2 protein-coding genes and 2 pseudogenes are annotated in these 26265 nt (G+C 63.1%); 1 reads left to right on the top strand and 3 read right to left on the bottom strand.

What is annotated here, in order from left to right; translation table 11 throughout:
- Nucleotides 1-10: 10 nt before the first annotated feature.
- Nucleotides 11-1957, top strand: a complete 1947-nt coding sequence (gene lapD / locus C2H86_RS11190) for a cyclic di-GMP receptor LapD (RefSeq protein ID WP_159412603.1) — start codon at nucleotides 11-13, stop codon at nucleotides 1955-1957.
- A 37-nt stretch (nucleotides 1958-1994) separates the two neighbouring features.
- Here lapD and C2H86_RS11185 read toward each other — a convergent pair whose 3' ends face one another.
- The 3 genes and pseudogenes from C2H86_RS11185 to C2H86_RS28690 all read right to left on the bottom strand — a co-directional run.
- The gene (locus tag C2H86_RS11185; RefSeq protein ID WP_159412602.1) at nucleotides 1995-2336 is read right to left on the bottom strand and encodes a tryptophan synthase subunit beta; all 342 of its coding nucleotides are present in this window, start codon (nucleotides 2334-2336) and stop codon (nucleotides 1995-1997) included.
- A 75-nt stretch (nucleotides 2337-2411) separates the two neighbouring features.
- Nucleotides 2412-17321, bottom strand: a pseudogene (locus C2H86_RS28695) (immunoglobulin-like domain-containing protein); the annotation flags it as partial.
- A gap of 36 nt (nucleotides 17322-17357) precedes the next feature.
- Nucleotides 17358-25685: pseudogene (locus C2H86_RS28690) on the bottom strand (retention module-containing protein); the annotation flags it as partial.
- Between the last annotated feature and the right edge of the window lie 580 nt (nucleotides 25686-26265).

Genomic DNA, 26265 nt, shown 5'->3' with positions numbered 1-26265 from the left:
AGGAGCACAGATGTCACTGTTCAAACAATTGCTGTTGGCCATTTGCCTGTTCCTGGTCATCGCGTTCAGCGGCAGCTTCATGGTCAGCCTGGAAAGCTCGCGCAGCCAGTATGTCAATCAGCTGCGTTCGCACGCCCAGGATGCAGCCACTGCGCTGGCACTGTCGCTCACGCCAAATATCGATGACCCGGCGATGGTCGAGCTGATGGTCAGCTCGATCTTCGACAGTGGCTACTACGCCAGCATCAAGGTGGTCGACCTGAGCTCCAATGCCGTGCTGGTTGAGCGGCACGCTGAGCCGGACCCAGGCGGTGTGCCAGCGTGGTTCATCCACCTGATTGGCCTGGAAGCGGCCGGTGGTGATGCCATCGTCAGCCGGGGCTGGCAGCAGGCTGCGCGGGTCGAGGTGATCAGCCACCCGATGTTTGCCATCGCCAAGCTCTGGCAAAGCGCATTGGGCAGCCTCGGCTGGCTGCTGCTGTGTGGTGCCGCCAGTGCGGTACTTGGCGCACTGCTGCTGCGTCGTCAGTTGCGGCCGCTGGACTACATGGTGGAACAGTCCCACGCCATCGCCCGACGCGAATTCCTCAGCCTGCCGGAGCTGCCGCGCACGCCGGAGCTACGCCGTGTGGTGCAGGCAATGAACCAGATGGTCGAGAAGCTCAGGGCCTTGTTCACCGAACAGGCCGAGCGCAGTGAGCGGTTGCGGGCGGAGTCCTATCAGGACAGCCTCACTGGCCTGTCCAATCGGCGATATTTCGAAATGCAGCTGACAGCCCGGGTCAGCAACCTGGAAGAGGCACGTGCCGGTTACCTGCTGCTGCTGCGCGTGCAGGGCCTGGCCGGGCTCAACGCACGCCTGGGCGGCCAGCGCACCGACCAGCTGCTGCAGGCAGTAGGGGAGCAGCTACGGCGTACCTGCGCCAGCTTCCCGGAGACCAACGACTTGATTTCCCGCAGCCGTGGCGGTGAGTTCGCCGTGCTGGCCCCGGGCATGGTCCACGAGGAAGCCGTGCAGCTCGCCCAGGCACTGGAGGCAACACTGCAGAGCCTGCACGAAACAGGCGCCAGCGACGTCGACCCGGTTGCCTGCATCGGCCTTGCTCCATTCAGCCCCGGTGACGCGCCGCAGGCATTGCTCAAGCTGGCTGACGAGGCGTTGGCGCGTGCCGAGAATCAGCCGACCCCAGGTTGGGTATGCCTTGAGCAGGGCGTGGCCGCAGTGGCTGGCGACAGCCAGCATGCCTGGCACACGCGGTTGGACGAAGCCTTCGTCAAAGGTCGTTTCGAGTTGTTCTTCCAGCCTGTCGTGAATGCCAGGCAGACGCAGCAGGTCCTTCATCACAAGGTGATTTCACGCCTGCACGATGACCAGGGCGAGGCTTTGCCTGCCGGTCGCTTCCTGCCGTGGCTGGAGCGCTTTGGCTGGATGTCGCGGCTGGATCTGCTGGTACTGGAAAAGGTGCTGGCACACCTGCGTGGCCATGATCAGGTCCTGGCGCTCAACCTGTCGGCTGCAACGCTGGCTGACCCCAAGGCCTTGCAGCGTGTCTACGAGTTGCTGAGCCAGCATCCAGCGCTGGGCTCACGGTTGATCTTCGAGATCGGTGAGGAGCAACTGCCCGAACAGGCCGCGCTGGACAAACTCACCCGCCGTCTGCACAGCCTGGGCTTCGGCCTGGCGTTGCAGCGCTTCGGCGGGCGCTTCAGCATGATCGGCAACCTGGCGCACCTGGGCCTGGCCTACCTGAAGATCGATGGCAGCTATATCCGCAACATCGACCAGGAGCAGCACAAGCGGCTGTTCATCGAAGCCATCCAGCGCGCGGCGCACAGCATCGACCTGCCGCTGATTGCCGAGCGGGTGGAGACCGAAGGCGAGCGGCTGGTATTGGTGGAGATGGGCGTCGGTGGCATCCAGGGGCAACTGGTCGGCGAGCCGGCGCCCTGGCGTTGATTCAAGCATGGCGGGGCGCAATGCGCCCCTTGGGATTTCAGATCAGCCCGCCTTCCTCCTCTTCCTCGATCAGGTTGTTCAAGCTCCCCAGCGCCTTGCGCGCGGTAGAGCGGTTGAGCAACTTGGCCTGCGCCCCCGCCGGCAGGTCGGTGATGCTGAACACGCCCTTGGCGGTCAGCACCTCGATCAGGTCCTCGAGCACGCGGATCATGTCCAGGTCGCTCTGCTTGAGCTGCTTGAGGCTGTTTTCGACGACATCGTCAGCGAACCATTCTTGGATTTCTGCATGATCGGCGGGCAGGATTTCCGTGTACTCGGCGTAGGGCGCGGCCTCCACCCGCCCCAACTGCCCTTCGCCGTCGCGTTGCACATAGAACATGGCGTCCATCCTCGTCTCGTTGACTACTCTGGTTCTGGCGCAGCATAGGCAACTTTGCCCAACTGCGCCTGCCCGTCAGCTGTTGTTGTTGTCGATCTTGATGGTCGGGTCGGCACCGCTGATCAACGAGTTGATCGTGGTATTCGACCAGTTCACGCCCTCCAGCTTGATGCTCACGTCTACGTTGGCCAGCCCACCAGCAGCATTAAGTTTGCCTTCGGTGCTGATCTGCAGGGTCGACTCGCCACCCGTCGTAGTGATCTTCAGGTAGTTGTCGATGGTCGAGCCGCGCTCGCCCTGCAACAGGTCGGTGAGGTCGATGCGGTCGCCTTCGCTGAGCTTGAAGTCCTTGATCACGTCCTGGCCAATGTCGCCGGCTTTCCATACGAAGGTATCGGCGCCGGCGCCACCGCTGAGGATGTCGTTGCCCTTGCCGCCGATCAGGGTGTCGTTACCGGCCCCGCCGAATAGCAGGTCGTTGCCTTCGCCGCCAAGCAGTGTGTCGTTGCCCGTACCGCCCAGCAGGATGTCATTGCCCTTGCCGCCATCGATGTAATCGTTGCCGCCCTGGCCGAAGATGATGTCGTTGCCGCCCCCGCCCATCAGGGTGTCGGCGCCGTCGTTGGTGCGCGACAGGTCGAAGTCGGTGTAGTGCTCGGTGATGTACTGATGCATCACCTTGGCATCCACCAGGCTCGTGTCGACGCCCAGCTTGGTGGCGACGAAGGCCTGCACGGCCTCGATGCCGCTGCCGGGTATCGAGTCGAAGCTCACCAGGTCGCCGAAGATGATGTCGTGGCCATCGCCGCCACTGATGGTGTCGGCACCGGCAATGGTCTGGTCGGTGTGGCCGAGGATCGCATCGCTGATCTTGCTCGGGTCGACATTGACCTGGGGCACGCCGTCGCTGTCGAACGGTTTCAGGTCGGTGGCAGCGATGCCTGTGCCGACGCCGACGGCTTCGACCGATGACAGCGCCGAGAGCAGCGCGAAGCTTGAGGTGGCGTTGGTCAGGGTGTCGCTGGTGGTGGTGCTGCCGGTGCCGGCCAGTTTCGACAGCTCGTAGCCGCCGTTGCCTTCGGCGTGGATCAGGCCGGTGGTGACGGCACTCCACTTGTAGCTCAGGCTCAGCAGGTCGAAGCTGCGGGTTTCGGCGGTGAGCTTGCCGGTGGCGTCGATCGACACCCGGTTGCTGGTGTCCAGCTGGTAGTTGGTCAGGGTGTCGCCCATCTTGTAGCTGACATTGCTGAGCAGCGTGTCGAGCTTGACCGAGCTGTTGGCCAGGGTTGGGTTGGTCTGCTCGCCGGTCTGGTAGTAGGTCGGCTGGCCGTCGGTGAGGAAGTAGGTCTGGTTGGTGCCGGTGACACCGGCATTTTTCAGGTTCTGGAACCAGTTGGCGGTGGTCTTGAAGGCATCCTCATAGTTGGTGCCGCCGTCCGCGCTCATGCCGCCCAGGGCGTTCAGCAGCGTCTTGAGGCCAGCGTCGTTGAGGGTGACTGAGACGGTACTCTTGACCTGGGTGGCGAAGTCCACCAGCAGCACGTTGACCGTGCCGACCCCGGTGGCCTTGGCATCCGCCAGCAGGGTCTGGAACGTGGTGGCCAGCGACGCCTTGGTCGCGTCGATGCCGGTGGTGCTCATGCTGCCCGAGGTGTCGACGATGAAGGCGAGGTTGTAGTTGGTGCCAGCGGTCATATGCAGGCCGGCGGTGTCGGCGATGATGATGTCATCGCCGTAGGTACCGGTTGTGCTGTCATTGGCGGTGGTCAGCTGGCTGGTGGTGTAGGTGTCCGGGTAGACCGTGACCTTGAGGGTGCCTTCGGTGGTGGCGAAGCTGCCGCCGACCGACTCGGTGGAGGTTGAGCTGACCTTCACATCGAACTGGCCGCTGTAGTAGGCCGGTGGCTTGATCGTCAGGCTGCTCAACGTCCAGCCACTGACATCGACTGCGGTGGCGCCCACGGTGGCGGTGTGCCCGGCAGTGTCGCTGATCACCGAGCCCGCTGGAATACCGCTCAGCTTCACGCTGAGGGTCTCTGAGCCGTCGGTGTCGGTCAGGCTGCTGCCGATACCCACCAGCTTGACGCTGCCGTTTTCCGGCCCTTCGTTGAGCTTGTAGCCATCGTAGTAACCCTGAGTGCTGTTGCTGCCGTGCAGATCGGACACGGTGACCCCGGCGTTGGTCAGGGCGGTGACGTTCTGGTACATCGGGATGGTGGTGCTGTTGAAGTCGCCGGCAGCGCCGCCGTTGACCGAGATGTTGACGTCGTAGCTGCCCGGGCCGGACTGGTTGGCGTGGTAGATCTCCAGGGTGTAGTAGCCGCTGGTGGTCGGTGTGTAGGTGCCCGAGACGGTCCCCGACCCCGAGCCCCAGGTGGCAGTGACCACGTTCTTGCCGCCGATGTTCACCAGCAGGCTGTCGTCGGCGTTGCCGCTGAAGGTGTAGGTCTTGCCAGCCTCCAGGTACACCAGGCCGGAAGTCTTCGAGCCGCTCTGTGCCGCTACGCTGGAATCGGATTGCACGTTGGTGATGGTCGTGGACGAGGTTGCGGCGCCAGAGTTGGTGAACACTGTCTTCAGTGCATCGCCGGTAATGCCGTTGCCGTTGGTGCCCAGGCCAGTGAGGCTGGTCCAGATTTCCTTGGTCAAACCCAGCGAGTTGACGCTGTTGCTGCCGATCGACAGGGTCGGTGCGTCGGCGATCGGGTTGATGTCTACCTTCAGAATGGTTTCGCTGCCCGGGGTGACGCCGTCAGTGGGCTTGAACTTGATCTGTGCGTAGTCAGCCTGATTGTTGCCCACCCCGGTGCCGCCATAGCCGTTGACGCCCGACTGGTTGACCAGCGGCACGAACTTGAGCTTGCCGGCGCTGATGTCGGCCTGGCTGATGGTCTGGTTGAGGGCCACGTTCACCCAGGCGGTACCGTTGTTGTACTGCATGGTGCCGAGGGCCGGTAGCTGGGTGATGGTCACGCCCAGGCTCGAGACCGGGCTGTCGACGTCAGTGACGTTGAAGTTGCTCCAGGTCAGCACCAGCGCGGTGTCTTCGACCCCGGTGACGGCGCCGCCGGCGGACACTGGCGCGTCATTGACCGCCACAACGTTGACCGTGGTGGTGGCGGTATTGGACACATTGACCCCGTCGGTGACCGTGACCGTGATGATCCGTGGCGTGGTGCTCGGGTCTTCGCTGGTGTTGACGAAGGTGATGTTCTTGATCGCCTGCATGTAGTCGGCCAGCGAGGCGTTGCCAGTCAGGGTCAACACCACCTTGCCGGCGGTCACGCTGGAGATGATGGTAATGCCGTTGACGCTGCTGCCCAGGTTCAGCGCATCGCCGGCCTGGGCGTTGGTCAGGGTGACGGTCGCGCCGGTCAGCTGCGTGCTGTCGAAGTCGGTGATGGAGATGTCCAGGTCACTGATCGAGTTGCCGCTGCTGTTCTCGGTGAAGGTGGTCTGGAAGTCGGCGCCGGTCTTGCCGCTGGAGTCGTTGGCATCCAGGTCCAGCACGGGTGCGGGTTCGAACAGCTGGGTGGTGATGCTGCCCGCGGTGTTGCTGACGACAAGGCCCTCGAAGTTGCCGCCAGTGGCCGAGTCGATCTTGATGGTGAAGGTCTCGGTGCCTTCGGTGATGTTGTCTTTGATGGTCGGGATGCTGAAGGTCGCCGTGTTGCTGTTGGCCTTGATGGTCACGGTAGCCACGCCGGTGTAGTCGACACCGTTGGTGGCAGTACCGCTGTAGCTCAGCTTGACCACCACATCGGTCTGCGGCGGGTTACTCAGGGTCAGGGTGTAGGTGGCGGTGTTGCCCTCGGCCACGGTGGCCGAACCGGTGATGCCGAGGGTGGTGTTGTTCAGCGTGTCGGTCACGGCGGTGACTGCTGGCGCCGGGTTCACCACCAAGCTTTCGAAATTGCCGCCGGTAGCGTTGGTGATGGTGGTACTGACAGTGGAGGCGTCGATGTACACATCGTCGGCTGGCGCCGCCACAGTGACGCTGCCGGAGGACTGGTTGGGGCCGATGGTGATGGTCTGGCCATTGCTCAGGGTCACGCTGACGGCTGTCTGTGCCGGGTTGGTCAAGGTCGCGGTATAGACGATCTGGCCGCCCTCGGCCACGGTCGGCGTGGCGGTGAGGGTGACGGTGGTGGTGTCCGTCACATCGGTGACGCTGGTGCTGACCACGGTCTTGTTGGTCACCAGGTTCTCATAGCTGCCACCGGAGACGCTGCTGATGCTGTTGGTGACGGCTGCATGCCCCTGATAGACATCATTGGTGACCGAGCCGGTCGTGGTGCCGCTGCTCTGGCCGACCGGGATGGTGATGGTCTGGCTGTTGGTCAGGGTCACCACCACCGGAGTGACGGTGACTGGCGCGCTGACGGTGGCGGTGTAGGTGATGGTGCCGCCCTCGGCCACGCTTGGCGTGGCGGTGAGGGTGACGGTGGTGGTGTCCTGCACGTCGGTGACGCTGGTGCTGACCTGAGTCTTGTCGGCGATCAGGTTCTCGTAGCTGCCGCCGGATACGTTGGTGATGCTGTTGGTCACTGGCGCATGGCCCAGGTACACGTCGTTGGTCACGCTGCCGGTGGCGGTGCCGGCGCTCTGGCCGACCGGAATGGTGATGGTCTGGCCGTTGGCCAGGGTCACCAGCACGGCGCTGCCGGTGACCGGGGCGCCGACAGTGGCGGTGTAGGTGATGGTGCCACCCTCGGCCACGCTGGGTGTGGCGGTGAGGGTGACGGTGGTGGTGTCCTGGACATCGGTGACGGTGGTGCTGACCGCTGTCTTGTTGGCCACCAGGTTTTCGTAGTTGCCGCCGCTGACGGCGGTGATGCTGTTGGTGACCGGTGCATGGCCCAGGTACACGTCATTGGTGACGGTGCCGGTGGCCGTACCAGAAGTTTGCCCGACGGCAATGGTGATGGTCTGGCCGTTGGCCAGGCTCACCAGCACTGGGCTGCCGGTGACGGCGGCGGTGACGGTCGCGGTGTAGACGATGGTGCCGCCTTCGGCTACCGACGGCGTGGCGGCCAGGGTCACGGTCGAGGTGTCGATGGTATCGGTGACGTTGGTCACTGCGGGCGTGTTGTTGACTGCAAGGTTCTCGAAGTTGCCGCCTGACGCGCTGGTGATCTGTGCACTGACCTGGCCAGCGTCGAGGTACGGGTTATCGCCGTGGGTGGCGACGGTGACGCTGCCGGAGGTCTGGTTGGCGCCGATGGTGATGGTCTGGCCGTTGCTCAAGGTTACCGTCACGGCGGTTTGCGCTGCGTTGGTCAGGGTAGCGGTGTAGGTGATCTGGCCACCTTCGACCACGGTCGGAGTGGCCGACAGCGAGACCGTGGTGGTGTCCTGCACATCGGTGACCGTGGTGCTGACCACGGCCTTGTTGGCCACCAGGTTTTCGTAATTGCCGCCGGAGACGTTGCTGATGCTGTTGGTGACCGCGGCGTGCCCCAGATAGACATCGTTGGTCACGGCGCCCGTGGCGGTGCCGGCGCTTTGGCCGACCGGAATGGTGATGGTCTGGCCATTGGTCAGGGTCACCACCACGGCAGAGCCGGTGACTGGCGCAGTCACCGTGGCGGTGTAAACGATCGTCCCACCCTCGGCCACCGATGGTGTGGCGGTCAGGCTGACGGTCGAGGTATCGATGGTATCGGTGACGTTGGTCACTGCCGGCGAGCCGTTGATAGCGAGGTTCTCGAAGTTGCCTCCCGTTGCGCCGGTAATGCGCGCGTTGACCTGACCGGCATCGAGGTACGGGTTATCGCCGTGGGTGGCAACCGCGACGCTGCCGGAGGTCTGGTTGGCGGCGATGGTGATGGTCTGGCCATTGCTCAGGGTCACTGTCACAGGCGACTGCGCGACATTGGTCAGGGTGGCGGTGTAGACGATCTGGCCGCCCTCGGCCACGTTCTGGGTGGCCGACAAAGAAACCGTGGTGGTGTCCTGCACGTCGGTGACGGTGGTGCTGACCGCTGCCTTGTTCGCCACCAGGTTTTCATAGTTGCCACCCGACACATTGCTGATGCTGTTGCTGACGGCAGGATGGCCCTGATAGACGTCGTTGCTGACGGCAGCCGTGGCGGTCCCCGAACTTTGCCCGACCGGGATGGTGATGGTTTGCCCGTTGGCCAGGGTCACCACTACAGCAGAACCGGTGACCGGTGCGGTTACTGTGGCGGTGTAGACGATCGTGCCGCCCTCGGCGACTGAAGGCGTGGCGGTCAGGCTGACGGTCGAGGTATCGACGGTATCGGTGACGTTGGTCACTGCCGGCGTGCTGTTGACCACCAGATTCTCGAAGTTCCCGCCCGAAGCGTTGGTTATGCTGGCGCTGACCTGCCCCGCATCGAGGTACGGGTTATCGCCGTGGGTGGCAACCGCGACGCTGCTGGTAGTCTGGTTGGCGCCGATAGTGATGGTCTGCCCGTTGCTCAGGGTCACGGTCACTGGCGACTGTGCGGCGTTGGTCAGGGTCGCGGTGTACACGATCTGACCGCCCTCAGCGACGGTCTGGGTGGCCGACAGCGAAACGGTGGTGGTGTCCTGCACATCGGTGACGCTGGTGCTGACCGGTGACTGGTTGGCGACCAGGCTTTCGTAGTTGCCACCGCTGACACTGGTGATGCTGTTGGTGACGGCGGCGTGGCCTACATAGACATCGTTGGTCACTGCGCCAGTGGCGGTGCCAGAGCTCTGGCCGACCGCGATGGTGATGGACTGTCCATTGGCAAGGGTTACCACCACCGGGCTGCCAGTGACGGGCGCGCCGACGGTGGCGGTGTACAGGATGGTGCCACCTTCGGCTACGGATGGTGTGGCTGTAAGGGTAACCGTGGTGGTGTCGGTCACATCGGTCACGGTGGTGCTGACCTGAGACTTGTCCGCCACCAGGTTCTCGTAGCTACCGCCGCTCACATTGCTGATGCTGTTGGTGACAGGTGCATGGCCTTGGTACACGTCGTTGCTCACGGCGCCAGTCGCGGTGCCGGAGCTTTGCCCAACAGGGATTGTGATGCTCTGGCCGTTGGCCAGCGTGACCACCACCGGGCTGCTGGTGACGGGCGCGCCAACGGTGGCGGTGTAGATGATGGTTCCACCCTCTGCCACGTTTGGTGTGGCTGTCAGGGTCACGGTCGTGGTGTCGGTCACATCGGTAACGGTGGTGCTGACCTGAGTCTTGTCTGCGACCAGGTTCTCGTAGTTACCGCCGCTCACGTTGCTGATGCTGTTGGTGACAGGTGCATGGCCTTGGTAGACGTCGTTGCTCACGGCACCTGTCGCCGTGCCGGAACTCTGGCCAACCGGAATGGTGATGGTCTGGCCATTGGTCAGGGTCACCACGACCGGGCTGCCGGTAACCGGAGCGCCGACGGTTGCGGTGTAGACGATGGTCCCGCCCTCGGCAACGGAAGGCGTGGCAGTCAGGGTCACAGTGGTGGTGTCCTGGACATCGGTCACTGTGGTGCTGACCGCTGCCTTGTTCGCCACCAGGTTTTCATAGTTACCGCCAGACACGTTGCTGATGCTATTGCTGACGGCCGGATGGCCCTGATAGACGTCGTTGGATACTGCGGCCGTGGCGGTCCCGGAGCTTTGCCCGACCGGAATGGTGATAATTTGCCCATTGGCCAGGGTCACCACCACAGCGGAGCCTGTAACCGGAGCGGTCACCGTGGCTGTGTACACGATCGTGCCGCCCTCGGCGACGGAAGGCGTGGCGGTCAGGCTCACGGTTGAGGTGTCGACGGTATCAGTGACATTGGTCACTGCTGGCGTGCTGTTGACTGCCAGATTCTCGAAGTTGCCACCTGATGCATTGGTGATGCTGGCGCTGACCTGGCCGGCATCGAGATAGGGGTTATCGCCGTGGGTGGCAACCGCGACGCTGCCGGAGGTCTGGTTAGCGGCGATGGTAATGGTCTGGCCATTGCTCAAAGTGACGGTCACCGGAGACTGTGCAGCATTGGTCAGGGTCGCGGTGTAGACGATCTGGCCGCCCTCAGCGACGGTCTGAGTGGCCGACAGCGAAACGGTGGTGGTGTCCTGCACGTCGGTGACGTTGGTGCTGACCGGTGCCTGATTGGCGACCAGGTTTTCGTAGTTTCCGCCCGTGACGGTAGTGATGCTGTTGATGACGGGTGCATGGCCCTGGTACACGTCGTTGCTCACGGCGCCAGTCGCAGTGCCGGAGCTTTGGCCAACGGCAATGGTGATGGTTTGTCCATTGGCAAGACTAACCACAACCGGGCTGCCGGTGACCGGCGCGCCGACGGTGGCGGTGTAGACGATGGTGCCGCCCTCGGCCACGGTTGGCGTGGCGGTGAGGGTGACGGTGGTGGTGTCGGTCACATCAGTGACGGTAGTGCTAACCGCCGCCTTGTTCGCCACCAAGTTCTCATAGTTGCCGCCAGACACGTTGCTGATGCTGTTGCTGACTGCCGGATGGCCCTGATAGACGTCGTTGGATACTGCGGCCGTGGCGGTCCCGGAACTTTGCCCGACCGGAATGGTGATGGTCTGCCCGTTGGCCAGGGTCACCACCACGGCAGATCCGGTGACCGGCGCGGTCACGGTGGCGGTGTAGACGATGGTTCCACCTTCTGCCACCGAGGGCGTGGCGGTCAGGCTGACGGTCGAGATGTCAACGGTATCGGTGACGTTGGTAACTGCCGGCGCGCTGTTGACTGCCAGATTCTCGAAGTTGCCACCTGATGCATTGGTGATGCTGGCGCTGACCTGGCCGGCATCGAGATAGGGGTTATCGCCGTGGGTGGCAACCGCGACGCTGCCGGAGGTCTGGTTGGTGGCGATGGTAATGTTCTGGCCATTGCTCAAGGTGACGGTCACTGGCGACTGTGCGGCATTGGTCAGGCTGGCGGTGTAGACGATAGTGCCGCCTTCGGCCACGGACGGCGTGGCGGTCAGTGTGACGGTTGTAGTGTCCTGCACATCGGTAACGCTGGTGCTGACCTGAGACTTGTCGGCGACGAGATTCTCGTAATTTCCGCCGGAGACGTTGCTGATGCTGTTGGTGACTGCCGGATGGCCCTGATAGACGTCGTTGCTGACGGCCGCCGTAGCGGTCCCCGAACTTTGCCCGACCGGGATGGTGATGGTCTGGCCGTTGGCCAGGGTCACCACCACAGCAGAGCCGGTGACCGGCGCGGTGACCGTGGCGGTATAGACAATGGTCCCGCCTTCGGCCACCGATGGCGTGGCGGTCAGGCTGACGGTCGAGGTGTCGACGGTATCGGTGACAGTGGTCACTGCCGGCGCGCTGCTGATTGCTAGGTTCTCGAAGTTACCGCCCGAGGCGCTGGTGATGCTGGCGCTGACTTGGCCCGCGTCGAGGTACGGGTTATCGACGTGGGTGGCAACCGCCACGCTGCCAGAGGTCTGGTTGGCAGCGATGGTGATGGTCTGGCCATTGCTCAGGGTCACAGTCACTGGCGACTGCGCAGCATTGGTCAGGGTGGCGGTGTACACGATCTGCCCGCCCTCGGCCACGCTCTGCGTTGCCGACAGCGAGACCGTGGTGGTGTCCTGCACATCAGTGACGCTGGTGCTGACCTGAGTCTTGTCGGCCACCAGGTTCTCGTAGTTACCGCCGCTCACGTTGCTGATGCTGTTGGTGACAGGTGCATGGCCTTGGTAGACGTCGTTGCTCACGGCACCTGTCGCTGTGCCGGAACTCTGGCCAACCGGAATGGTGATGGTCTGGCCGTTGGCCAGGCTGACCACGACCGGGCTGCCGGTAACCGGAGCGCCGACGGTTGCGGTGTAGACGATGGTGCTGCCTTCGGTCACGGAAGGTGTGGCGGTCAGGGTCACAGTGGTGGTGTCTTGAACATCGGTGACTGTGGTGCTGACCGGCGAATGGTTGGCGACCAGGCTTTCGTAGTTGCCACCACTGACGGCCGTGATGTTGTTGGTGACCGGGGCGTGCCCCTGATAGACGTCATTGTTCACCACTTCAGTGGCGGTACCGGAGCTCTGACCCTCCGCAATGGTGATGGTCTGCCCATTGGCCAGGCTCACCACCACCGGGCTGCCAGTGACGGGGGCGCCCACACTTGCCATATAGGTAATGGTTCCACCCTCTGCCACGCTGGGTGTGGCTGTCAGGGTCACAGTGGTGGTGTCTTGGACATCGGTGACTGTGGTGCTGACCGGCGACTGGTTGGCGACCAGGTTTTCGTAGTTGCCGCCCGTGACGGTGGTGATGCTGTTGGTGACGGGTGCATGGCCTTGGTACACGTCGTTGCTCACGGCGCCAGTCGTGGTGCCGGAGCTTTGCCCAACAGGGATTGTGATGCTCTGGCCGTTGGCTAGCGTGACCACCACCGGGCTGCCGGTGACGGGCGCGCCAACGGTGGCGGTGTAGACGATGGTGCCGCCCTCGGCCACGGACGGTGTGGCGGTGAGGGTAACGGTGGTGGTGTCGGTCACATCAGTGACGGTAGTGCTAACCGGTGCCTGATTGGCGACTAGATTTTCGTAGTTGCCACCGCTGACGCTGGTGATGCTGTTGGTGACGGCCGCATGACCCTGATAGACGTCGTTGCTGACCGCAGCCGTGGCGGTCCCCGAACTTTGCCCGACCGGGATGGTGATGGTCTGCCCATTGGCCAGTGTCACCACTAAGGCAGAGCCGGTCACTGGCGCAGTCGCCGTGGCGGTGTAAACGATGGTCCCGCCCTCGGCTACAGATGGCGTGGCGGTCAGGCTGACAGTCGAGGTGTCGACGGTATCGGTAACGTTGGTCACCGCTGGCGCGCTGTTGATTGCCAGGTTCTCGAAATTGCCGCCAGTCGCATTGGTGATCTGTGCGCTGACCTGGCCGGCATCGAGATAGGGGTTATCGCCGTGGGTGGCGATGTTGACACTGCCGGAGGTCTGGTTGGCGGCGATGGTGATGGTCTGGCCATTGCTCAGGGTTACGGTCACTGGCGACTGAGCGGCATTCGTCAGGGTCGCGGTGTAGACGATCTGCCCGCCCTCAGCCACGGTCTGGGTGGCCGACAGCGAGACTGTGGTGGTGTCTTGCACATCGGTGACGCTGGTGCTGACCTGGGTTTTGTCCGCGATCAGGTTCTCGTAGTTGCCACCGCTGACACTGGTGATGCTGTTGGTGACGGGAGCATGGCCCTGATAGACATCGTCGCGCACGGCACCTGTCGCCGTGCCGGAACTTTGGCCGACCGGGATGGTGATGGTTTGCCCATTGGCCAGGGTCACCATCACGTCAGAGCCGGTGACCGGCGCAGTCACGGTGGCGGTGTAAACAATCGTCCCGCCCTCGGCCACCGATGGCGTGGCGGTTAGGCTCACGGTCGAGGTGTCGACGGTATCGGTGACGTTGGTCACCGCGGGAGTGTTGTTGACCGCGAGATTCTCGAAGTTGCCGCCCGTTGCGCCAGTAATGCTCGCGCTTACCTGACCGGCATCGAGGTACGGGTTATCGCCGTGGGTGGCAACCGCGACGCTGCCGGAGGTCTGGTTGGCGCCGATAGTGATGGTATGGCCATTGCTCAGGGTGACGCTCACCGCAGTTTGCGCCGTGTTTGTCAGGGTAGCGGTATAAACAATCTGCCCGCCTTCAGCCACGCTTGGCGTCGCCGACAGCGAAACCGTGGTGGTGTCCTGCACATCGGTGACGGTGGTGTTTACGGTAGCGGTATTGGCGACCAGGCTTTCGTAGTTGCCACCACTGACGGCCGTGATGTTGTTGGTGACCGGGGCGTGCCCCTGATAGACGTCATTGTTCACCACTTCAGTGGCGGTACCGGAGCTCTGACCCTCCGCAATGGTGATGGTCTGCCCATTGGCCAGGCTGACCACCACCGGGCTGCCAGTGACGGGGGCGCCCACACTTGCCGTATAGGTAATGGTTCCACCCTCTGCCACGCTTGGTGTGGCTGTCAGGGTCACAGTCGTGGTGTCGGTCACATCGGTAACGGTAGTGCTGACCTGAGTCTTGTCTGCGACCAGGTTCTCGTAGTTGCCACCGGATACGTTGCTGATGCTGTTGCTGACTGCAGAGTGGCCTTGGTAGACGTCGTTGGATACCGCAGCCGTGGCGGTACCCGAACTTTGCCCGACCGGAATGGTGATGGACTGGCCGTTGGCAAGGGTCACCACCACAGCAGAGCCGGTAACCGGAGCGGTCACCGTGGCGGTGTAGACGATGGTCCCGCCTTCAGCCACCGATGGCGTGGCGGTCAGGCTGACGGTCGAGGTGTCGACGGTATCGGTGACATTGGTCACAGCGGGGGTGCTGTTGACCGCCAAATTCTCGAAATTGCCGCCTGATGCACTGGTGATACTGGTGCTGACCTGACCGCCATCAAGATAGGGGTTATCACCGTGGGTGGCGACGCTGACGCTGCCGGAGGTCTGGTTGGCGGCGATGGTGATGGTTTGCCCGTTGCTAAGGGTCACTGTCACCGGAGACTGTGCTGCATTGGTCAGGGTCGCGGTGTACACGATCTGCCCGCCTTCGGCCACGCTCGGCGTTGCCGATAGCGAAACCGTGGTGGTGTCCTGCACATCGGTGACACTGGTGCTGACCTGAGTCTTGTCGGCCACCAGGTTCTCGTAATTACCGCCGGACACGTTGCTAATGCTGTTGGTGACAGCGGCGTGGCCTTGGTAGACGTCGTTGCTGACGGTGCCCGTGGTGGTGCCGGAACTCTGGCCGACCGGAATGGTGATGGTCTGGCCATTGGTGAGGGTGACCACGACCGGGCTACCAGTGACCGGAACACCCACGCTGGCGGTGTAGAGGATGGTCCCACCTTCGGCCACGGATGGCGTGGCAGTCAGGGTGACGTTGGTGGTGTCGGTCACATCGGTCACGGTGGTGCTGACAGTGGCGGTGTTGGCGACCAGGTTTTCATAGTTGCCACCGCTGACGGCGGTGATGTTGTTGGTAACCGGGGCATGGCCCTGATAGACGTCGTTGGACACCGCAGCTGTGGCGGTCCCTGAACTTTGCCCGACCGGAATGGTAATGGTCTGCCCATTGGCCAGGGTCACCACCACGGCAGAGCCGGTGACCGGCGCAGTCACGGTGGCGGTGTAAATAATCGTCCCGCCCTCGGCCACCGATGGCGTGGCGGTCAGGCTCACGGTCGAGGTTTCGACGGTATCGGTGACGCTGGTGCTGACCGGTGACTGGTTGGCGACCAGGTTTTCGTAGTTGCCACCGCTGACACTGGTGATGCTGTTGGTGACGGGAGCATGGCCCTGATAGACGTCGTTGCTCACGGTACCGGTGGCAGTGCCGGAACTCTGGCCGACCGGAATGGTGATGGTCTGGCCATTGGTCAGGGTCACGACGACCGGGCTGCCGGTGACCGGGGCATCCACACTCGCCGTGTAGACGATGGTGCCGCCCTCGGCCATCGACGGTGTGGCGGTGAGGGTAACGGTGGTGGTGTCCTGCACATCAGTAACGGTGGTGTTCACGGTCGCGGTATTGGCGACCAGGCTTTCATAGTTGCCACCACTGACGGCCGTGATGTTGTTGGTGACCGGTGCGTGACCCTGATAGACATCATTGGTCACCACCTCGGTGGCGGTACCGGAGCTCTGACCCTCCGCAATGGTGATGGTCTGCCCATTGGCCAGGCTTATCACCACTGGGCTGCCGGTGACGGGGGCGCCCACACTCGCCGTATAGGTAATGGTTCCACCCTCTGCCACGCTTGGTGTAGCTGTCAGGGTCACGGTCGTGGTGTCGGTCACATCGGTAACGGTGGTGCTGACCTGAGCCTTGTCTGCGACCAGGTTCTCGTAGTTGCCACCGGATACGTTGCTGATGCTGTTACTGACTGCAGGGTGGCCTTGGTAGACGTCGTTGGACACCGTAGCTGTGGCGGTCCCCGAACTTTGCCCGACCGGAATGGTGATGGTCTGCCCGTTGGCCAGGGTGACCACGACGGCAGAACCCGTGACCGGAGCGGTCACCGAGGCGGTGTAGATGATCGTCCCGCCTTCAGCCACCAAAGGCGTGGCGGTCAGGCTGATGGTCGAGGTGTCGACGGTATCGGTGACATTGGTCACTGCAGGGGTGCTGTTGACTGCCAGATTTTCAAAGCTGCCGCCCGATGCGCTCGTAATTTGTGCACTGACCTGTCCAGCATCGAGGTACGGGTTATCGCCATGGGTGGTAACCGCGACGCTGCCGGTAGTCTGGTTGGCGCCGATAGTGATGGCCTGGCCATTGCTCAAGTTGACGGTTACCGGAGACTGCGCAGCATTGGTCAGTGTCGCGGTGTAGACGATCTGTCCGCCTTCAGCCACGGTCTGGGTGGCCGACAGTGAAACGGTGGTGGTGTCCTGCACGTCGGCGACGCTGGTGCTGACCGGCGATTGATTGGCGACCAGGTTTTCATAGTTGCCACCGCTGACGCTGATGATGCTGTTGGTGACGGCCGCATGGCCTACATAGACATCGTTGGTTACTGCGCCGGTGGCGGTGCCGGAACTCTGGCCGACCGCAATGGTGATGGTCTGGCCGTTGGCCAGGCTCACGACGACCGGGCTGCCAGTGACCGGCGCGCCCAAAGTGGCGGTATAGAGGATGGTTCCGCCTTCGGTCACGGATGGCGTGGCGGTCAGGGTGACGGCGGTGGTGTCCTGCACATCGGTGACGGTGGTGCTGACTTGAGTCTTGTCGGCAACCAGGCTCTCGTAATTACCGCCAGTGACGTTGGAGATGCTGTTTGTGACCGGCGCATGACCCTGATAAACGTCGTTGGACACTGCGCCCGTAGCGGTGCCGGAGCTTTGCCCGACGGCGATGGTGATGGTCTGGCCGTTGGCCAGGTTCACCACCACTGGGCTGCCGGTGACCGGGGCACCCACACTCGCCGTGTAGACGATGGTGCCGCCCTCGGCCACGGACGGTGTGGCTGTCAGCGTCACCGTGGTGGTATCGGTCACATCGGTGACAGTGGTGCTGACTTGGGTCTTGTTGGCGACTAGGTTCTCGTAGTTGCCACCTGACACATCGCTGATGCTATTGCTGACTGCGGCATGGCCTTGGTAGACGTCGTTGGATACCGCAGCCGTGGCGGTTCCGGAACTTTGCCCGACCGGAATGGTGATGGTCTGCCCGTTGGCCAGCGTCACCACGACGGCAGAACCCGTGACCGGAGCGGTCACCGTGGCGGTGTACACGATGGTCCCACCTTCGGCCACGGACGGCGTGGCGGTCAGGCTGACGGTTGAGGTGTCGACGGTATCGGTGACATTGGTTACCGCAGGCGTGCTGTTGACCGTGAGATTTTCGAAGTTGCCGCCTGATGCGCTCGTAATTTGTACACTGACCTGTCCAGCATCGAGGTACGGGTTATCGCCATGAGTGGCAACCGCGACGCTGCCGGAGGTCTGGTTGGCGCCGATAGTGATGGTCTGGCCGTTGCTCAGGGTCACGGTCACTGGGGACTGTGCAGCATTGGTCAGGGTGGCGGTGTAGACGATCTGACCACCCTCAGCCACGCTCGGCGTGGCCGACAGCGAAACGGTGGTAGTGTCCTGCACATCGGTGACGCTCGTGCTGACTTGGGTTTTGTCCGCGACAAGGTTTTCATAGTTGCCGCCGGACACACTGTTGATGCTGTTGGTGACTGCCGCGTGGCCGTGATAGACGTCATTGGACACTGCGCCAGTGGCGGTCCCGGAGCTTTGTCCAATGGCAATGGTGATGGTCTGCCCATTGGCCAGATTGACTACGACCGGGCTGCCGGTGACGGGCGCATCCACGGTGGCCGTGTAGAGGATGGTGCCGCCCTCGGCCGCGGACGGTGTGGCGGTGAGGGTAACGCTGGTAGTGTCCTGCACATCGGTGACGGTGGTGCTCACGGTAGCTGTGTTGGCGACGAGGTTTTCGTAGTTACCACCGGACACGTTACTGATGGCGTTGGTGACCGGGGCATGGCCCTGGTACACGTCGTTGCCAACTACACCGGTTGCGGTGCCGTAACTCTGGCCGACAGCGATGGTGATGGTTTGGCCATTGGTCAGGGTGACCACCACCGGGCTGCCGGTGACCGGGGCATCCACACTCGCCGTGTAGACGATGGTTCCGTCCTCGGCCATCGACGGTGTGGCAGTCAGCGTGACCGTGGTTGTGTCGGTCACGTCGGTGATGGTGGTGCTGACCTGGGTTTTGTCCGCGACCAGGTTTTCGTAGTTGCCGCCGGACACATCACTGATGCTGTTGCTGACTGCGGCATGGCCTTGGTAGACGTCGTTGGAGACCGCAGCCGTGGCGGTCCCTGAACTTTGCCCGACCGGAATGGTGATGGTCTGCCCGTTGGCCAGGGTCACCACCACAGCAGAGCCGGTAACCGGAGCGGTCACCGTGGCGGTGTAGACGATGGTCCCGCCTTCAGCCACCGATGGCGTGGCGGTCAGGCTGACGGTCGAGGTATCGACGGTATCGGTGACCTGGGTCACCGCCGGTGTGCTGTTGACTGCCAGGTTCTCGAAGTTGCCGCCCGTTGCGCTGGTAATGCGTGCACTGACCTGGCCGGCATCGAGGTACGGGTTATCGCCGTGGGTGGCGACGTTGACGCTGCCGGAGGTCTGGTTGGCGGCAATGGTGATGCTCTGGCCATTGCTCAAGGTTACAGTCACCGGAGACTGCGCGGCATTGGTCAGTGTCGCGGTGTAGACGATCTGTCCGCCCTCAGCCACGGTATGGGTGGCTGACAGCGAGACCGTGGTGGTGTCGTTCACATCGGTTACGGTGGTGCTGACAGTGGCGGTGTTGGCGATCAGGTTTTCGTAGTTGCCGCCGGACACGCTACTGATGCTGTTGCTCACTGCCGGATGGCCCTGGTAGACGTCGTTGGATACCGCAGCCGTGGCTGTGCCCGAACTTTGCCCGACCGGAATGGTGATGATCTGCCCATTGGCCAGTGTCACCACCACCGCAGAGCCGGTCACCGGCGCGGTCACCGTGGCGGTATAGACGATGGTTCCACCTTCGGCCACCGATGGCGTGGCGGTCAGGCTCACCGTCGAGGTTTCGACGGTATCGGTAACGTTGGTCACCGCGGGAGTGCTGTTGACCGCGAGATTCTCGAAGTTGCCGCCCGTTGCGCCAGTAATGCGCGCGCTGACCTGACCGGCATCGAGGTACGGGTTATCGCCGTGGGTGGCAACCGCGACGCTACCGGAGGTCTGGTTGGCAGCGATGGTGATGGTCTGCCCGTTGCTCAAGGTGACGGTCACCGGAGACTGCGCCGCATTGGTCAGGGTGGCGGTGTAGACGATCTGACCACCCTCAGCCACGGTCTGGGTGGCAGACAGCGAGACCGTGGTGGTGTCCTGCACATCGGTGACGCTGGTGCTGACCGGTGACTGGTTGGCGACCAGGTTTTCGTAGTTGCCACCGCTGACACTGGTGATGCTGTTGGTGACGGGAGCATGGCCCTGATAGACGTCGTTGCTCACGGTACCGGTGGCAGTGCCGGAACTCTGGCCGACCGGAATGGTGATGGTCTGGCCATTGGTCAGGGTCACGACGACCGGGCTGCCGGTGACCGGGGCATCCACACTCGCCGTGTAGACGATGGTGCCGGCCTCGGCCATCGACGGTGTGGCGGTGAGGGTAACGGTGGTGGTGTCCTGCACATCAGTAACGGTGGTGTTCACGGTCGCGGTATTGGCGACCAGGCTTTCGTAGTTGCCACCACTGACGGCCGTGATGTTGTTGGTGACCGGGGCGTGCCCCTGATAGACGTCATTGCTGACTGCAGCCGTGGCGGTCCCTGAACTTTGCCCGACCGGAATGGTAATGGTCTGCCCATTGGCCAAGGTCACCACCACGGCAGAGCCGGTGACCGGCGCAGTCACGGTGGCGGTGTAAACAATCGTCCCGCCCTCGGCCACCGATGGCGTGGCGGTCAGGCTCACGGTCGAGGTTTCGACGGTATCGGTGACGTTGGTCACCGCGGGAGTGCTGTTGACCGCGAGATTCTCGAAGTTGCCGCCCGTTGCACCAGTAATGCGCGCGCTGACCTGACCGGCATCGAGGTACGGGTTATCGCCGTGGGTGGCAACCGCGACGCTACCGGAGGTCTGGTTGGCAGCGATGGTGATGGTCTGCCCGTTGCTCAAGGTGACGGTCACCGGAGACTGCGCCGCATTGGTCAGGGTGGCGGTGTAGACGATCTGACCACCCTCAGCCACGTTCTGGGTGGCCGACAGCGAAACGGTGGTGGTGTCCTGCACATCAGTGACGCTAGTAATGACCTGGGTCTTGTCCGCGACCAGCGCTTCGTAATTGCCGCCGGACACGTTGCTGATGCTGTTGGTGACAGCAGTGTGGCCTTGGTAAACGTCGTTGCTGACGGTGCCCGTGGCGGTGCCCGAACTATGGCCGACGGGAATGGTGATGGTCTGGCCGTTGGTCAGGCTCACGACGACCGGGCTGCCAGTGACCGGTGTGCCCAAAGTGGCGGTGTAGAGGATGGTGCCGCCTTCGGCCACGCTTGGCGTGGCGGTGAGGGTAACAGTAGTGGTGTCGGTCACATCAGTGACGGTAGTGCTTACCGCCGCCCTGTTTGCCACCAGGTTCTCATAGTTGCCGCCAGACACGTTGCTGATGCTGTTGCTGACCGCAGGATGGCCCTGATAGACGTCGTTGCTGACTGCAGCCGTGGCGGTACCCGAACTTTGCCCGACCGGGATGGTGATGGTCTGTCCGTTGGCCAGGGTGACCACGACGGCGGAGCCAGTGACCGGTGCGGTCACCGTGGCGGTGTAAACAATCGTTCCGCCTTCAGCCACCGAAGGCGTGGCGGTCAGACTGACGGTCGAGGTGTCGACGGTATCGGTGACATTGGTCACAGCGGGGGTGCTGTTGACCGCCAAATTCTCGAAATTGCCGCCAGTCGCATTGGTGATCTGCGCACTGACCTGGCCGGCATCAAGATAGGGGTTATCACCGTGGGTGGCGACGCTGACGCTGCCAGAGATCTGGTTGGCGGCGATGGTGATGGTTTGCCCGTTGCTAAGGTTCACTGTCACCGGAGACTGTGCTGCATTGGTCAGTGTCGCGGTGTACACGATCTGCCCGCCCTCAGCGACGGTCTGGGTGGCCGACAGCGAAACGGTGGTGGTGTCCTGCACATCAGTGACACTAGTAATAACTTGGGTCTTGTTAGCGATCAGCGCTTCGTAATTGCCACCGGACACGTTGCTGATGCTGTTGGTGACAGCGGCGTGGCCCTGATAAACGTCGTTGCTGACGGTGCCTGTGGCGGTGCCCGAACTCTGACCGACGGCAATGGTGATGGTCTGGCCGTTGGTCAGGCTCACGACGACCGGGCTGCCAGTGACCGGCGCGCCCAGGGTTGCGGTGTAGAGGATGGACCCGCCTTCGGCTACGGACGGCGTGGCGGTCAGGGTGACGGTGGTGGTGTCGGTCACATCGGTCACGGTGGTGCTGACCGTGGCGCTGTTGGCGACCAGGTTTTCGTAGTTGCCGCCGCTGACAGCCGTGATGTTGTTGGTGATCGGTTCGTGGCCCTGATAGACGTCGTTGCTCACGGCCGCGGTGGCGGTGCCTGAACTCTCTCCGACGGCAATGGTGATGGTCTGGCCGTTGGCCAGGCTGACCAAGACCGGGTTGCCGGTGACCGGCGCATTTACCGTCGCGGTGTAGATGATGGTGTCACCCTCTGCCACGGACGGTGTGGCGGTGAGGGTGACGGTGGTGGTGTCCTGCACGTCGTTGACGCTGGTGCTGACCGGTGACTGATTGGCGACCAGGTTTTCGTAGTTGCCACCGCTGACGCTGGTGATGCTGTTGATGACGGCGGCGTGGCCTACATAGACATCGTTGGTCACTGCACCGGTGGCGGTGCCAGAGCTTTGCCCGACCGCAATGGTGATGGTCTGCCCATTGGCCAGATTGACTACGACCGGACTGCCGGAAACCGGCGCATCCACGCTGGCCGTGTAGAGGATGGTGCCACCCTCGGCTACGGACGGTGTGGCAGTCAGCGTGACCGTGGTTGTGTCGGTCACGTCGGTAACGTTGGTGCTGACGGGTGTCTGGTTGGCGACCAGATTCTCGTAATTGCCGCCTGTGACTGATGTGATGTTGTTGGTTATCGACGCATGGCCTCCATAGACATCGTTGCTGACAGCACCCGTGGCGGTGCCGGAACTCTGGCCGACGGCGATTGTGATGGTCTGGCCGTTGGCCAGGTTCACCACCACTGGGCTGCCGGTGACCGGAGCACCGACAGTGGCGGTGTAGACGATGGTGCCGCCTTCGGCCACGGTTGGCGTGGCGGTGAGGGTAACGGTGGTGGTGTCGGTCACATCAGTGACGGTAGTCCTTACCGCCGCCTTGTTTGCCACCAGGTTTTCATAGTTGCCGCCGGACACGCTGTTGATGCTGTTGGTGACAGCGGCGTGGCCCTGATAAACGTCGTTGCTGACGGTGCCCGTGGCGGTGCCCGAACTCTGGCCGACGGCAATGGTAATGGTCTGGCCGTTGACCAAGCTGACCACCAGCGGGCTTCCGGTGACCGGCTCACCCACGCTTGCGGTGTAGAGGATCGTGCCGCCCTCGGCCACGGACGGTGTGGCTGTCAGCGTCACCGTGGTGGTATCGGTCACATCGGTGACAGTGGTGCTGACTTGGGTCTTTTCGGCGACCAGGCTCTCGTAGTTGCCTCCGGACACATCGCTGATGCTGTTGCTGACTGCGGCATGGCCTTGGTAGACGTCGTTGGAGACCGCAGCCGTGGCGGTCCCCGAGCTTTGCCCGACCGGAATGGTGATGGTCTGCCCGTTGGCCAGGGTGACCAAGACGGCAGAACCCGTGACCGGGGCCGTCATCGTTGCGGTGTAAACGATCGTCCCGCCTTCAGCCACCGAAGGCGTGGCGGTTAGGCTGACAGTCGAGGTGTCGACGGTATCGGTGACATTGGTCACTGCCGGCGTGCTGTTGACCGCGAGATTCTCGAAGTTACCGCCCGAGGCGTTGGTTATGCTGGCGCTGACCTCGCCGGCATCGAGGTACGGGTTATCACCGTGGGTGGCGACCGCGACACTGCCGGAGGTCTGGTTGGCGGCGATGGTGATGGTCTGGCCATTGCTCAGGGTCACGGTCACCGGAGACTGCGCAGCATTGGTCAAGGTCGCGGTGTAAACGATCTGGCCACCCTCAGCGACACTCGGCGTTGCCGATAGCGAGACCGTGGTGACGTCGGTCACATCGGTGACGTTGATGCTGACCTGGGTCTTGTCCGCGACCAGGTTTTCGTAGTTGCCACCACTGACGCTGATGATGCTGTTGGTGACGGCGGCATGGCTTTGATAGGCGTCGTTGGACACCGCACCGGTGGCGGTGCCGGAGCTTTGCCCGACCGGGATGGTAATGGTTTGACCGTTGGCCAGGTCGACGGTGATGGGGCTACCGGTGACCGGCGCCCCCACTGTGGCGGTGTAGAGGATGGTGCCGCCTTCGGCCACCGACGGCGTGGCGGTGAGGGTGACAGTGGCGGTGTCCTGCACATCGGTGACGGTGGTGCTTACCGGCGTTGGGTTGGCCACCAACTGCTCGTAACTGCCGCCGCTGACACCGGTGATGCTGTTGCTGATTGGCGCATGGCCCTGGTAGGCGTCATTGCTGACGGCCGCCGTGGTGGAACCTGAGTTTTGGCCGATGGCAATGGTGATGCTCTGCCCATTAGCCAGGGTCACCACTACGGGTGAGCCTGTGACCGGCGCGTTGACAGTGGCTGTGTAGACAATGGTGCCGCCTTCGACCACCGACGGCGTGGCGGTCAGGGTCACGGTCGTGGTGTCGAGGGTATCGGTGACAGAGGTCACCGCCGGCGTGCCGTTGACTGCCAGGCTTTCGAAACTGCCGCCCTTGGCACCGGTGATGCGCGCGCTGATCAGGCTGGCATCGGCGTAGTGGTCATCGGCAGGCGCGGCCACGCTGACGCTGCCCGAGGTCTGGTTGGCCGCGATGGTGATGCTCTGGCCGTTGCTCAGGGTCACGGTGACGGCGGTCTGGCCCGGGTTGCTGAGGGTCGCTGTGTAGATGATCTGGCCACCTTCGGCCACGCTCGGGCTCGCGCTCAGGCTGACAGTGGTGACGTCCTGGATATCACTGACGGTAGTGCTGACCGGCGCGGGGTTGGCGACCAGATTCTCGAAGTTCCCCCCGGAAACCCCGGAGATGCTGGTACTGACCTGGCCTTGCCCTTGGCCCTGATAAACATCGTCGCCGACCGGCACGCTAACCGTGCCGCTGCTCTGGCCGACCGCCACGGTAATGGTCTGGCCGTTGGTCAGGGTCACCACCACCGGCGTCCCGGTCACCGGTGCCGAAAGGCTGGCGGTGTAGACAATGGTGCCGCCCTCGGCCACGGAGGGCGTGGCGGTCAGCGTGACGGTGCTGGTGTCGGTCGAATCGCTGACCACGGTCAGAACGGGAGCCGGGTTGGCTTGCAGATGCTCGAAGTTGCCCCCGGTGGCGGAGGTGATGTGGGCGCTGAGGGTGGTCGTGTCCTTGTACACATCATTTGCCGTCTGCAGCACCACGCTGCCGCTGCTCTGCCCCGCGCCGATGCTGATGACCTGGCCGTTGGACAGGGTGACGGCGACAGGCGTCTGGGCAGGGTTGCTCAGGGTCACGGTGTAGGTGATCGCACCGCCTTCGGTCACGTTCGGGCTGGCGCTGAGGGTGGCGGTGGTGGTATCGACGGTGCCGACCACGCGGGTGTCGGCCGGGGTGCCATCGATGCTGACCGCAATGCCGCCGCCACTGGTGCTTATGATCGTGGTCGACACGTGACGGTCATCGGCATACACCGTGGTGCCCGGCGTGACCGGCACGGTCACCGAGCCACTGGTCTGCCCGGCGGCAATCGCGATCACCGCGCCATTGGACAAGGTTACGGTCAGCGCGCTGAGCGGCGCCTGGCCGACCGTGGCGACATACACGATACTGCCGCCGGCCTCGCTGATCGACGGCGTCGCGCTCAGCACTACGGCGGTAGCCAGTTCGGCGACCAGCGCAGTGGTTGCGGTCTGTGGCCCGGCGGCGAAATCGAAGTTGAGGCTTTCGCTGAAATTCAGCGGTCCGGTCTGGAAGCCGATGTTCGGGTCGACGCGGGCAGCCGTTTCCTCAAGCAGGACGAAGCTGTGGCCACCGCCAAGCGCGCCGCCGCCACTGCTGCCCGAGGAGGTCGGGCCGGCAGCGGTGGCTTCCAGCGCCGTGGTCGGGTCGGCACCCGCCTGGATCGCCTGCTGCAGCTGCTCCACCGACGGTGCCGTCTGCGCGGTGGCCATGCACATGTCGGTACTGTGGTCGGACGCGCTGGCGCTCCACTGGCTGTCGCGGCCCAGGTCCACATAGCGGCCGTCTGTCAGCTGCAGGGTGACGGCACCGCCCACGCCTGTCAGCACCTGCTCGCCTGCGAACAGGCGGTCTCCCTCGATGAGCACGCGGCGGATGCCTTCTGGCGATACCGCGATGACTTGGCCAACAATGCTTTTGACGATGGCGACGACGGTGCTCATGGGACTCTCCAGATGACTCGACCAGTGTCTTCCATGCCCCTCCGGCGCTCGAAACCGGCGGGTTGTGGAATGATTTGAAAGTGCCTCTATTTATAGGCCCGTCAAACTTCCGTGCATTGAACGCTTGCGCGTTAAAAGACAGTCGAAATATTGACTTGGTTCGCTGTTTTGCGAGCGAAGGCCAATCTAAAGTCATATCGTGAAATAGCTGATTGCCAATTCTCACTTTCGTATTAGTTGCATAGATGTTGTCGGTCTTTGGCAGGCAGGATGGCATGGAGGCCTTGTCATATCTGGCTTTCGCAAGAGTGGAGAAGGCGTTGCATAACTTCTGGCTTGCGCCGCGCGT

The sequence above is a fragment of the Pseudomonas putida genome (genome assembly GCF_009883635.2).
GTDB lineage: Bacteria > Pseudomonadota > Gammaproteobacteria > Pseudomonadales > Pseudomonadaceae > Aquipseudomonas > Aquipseudomonas putida_W.
This window is presented reverse-complemented; position numbering and strand designations above follow the sequence as displayed.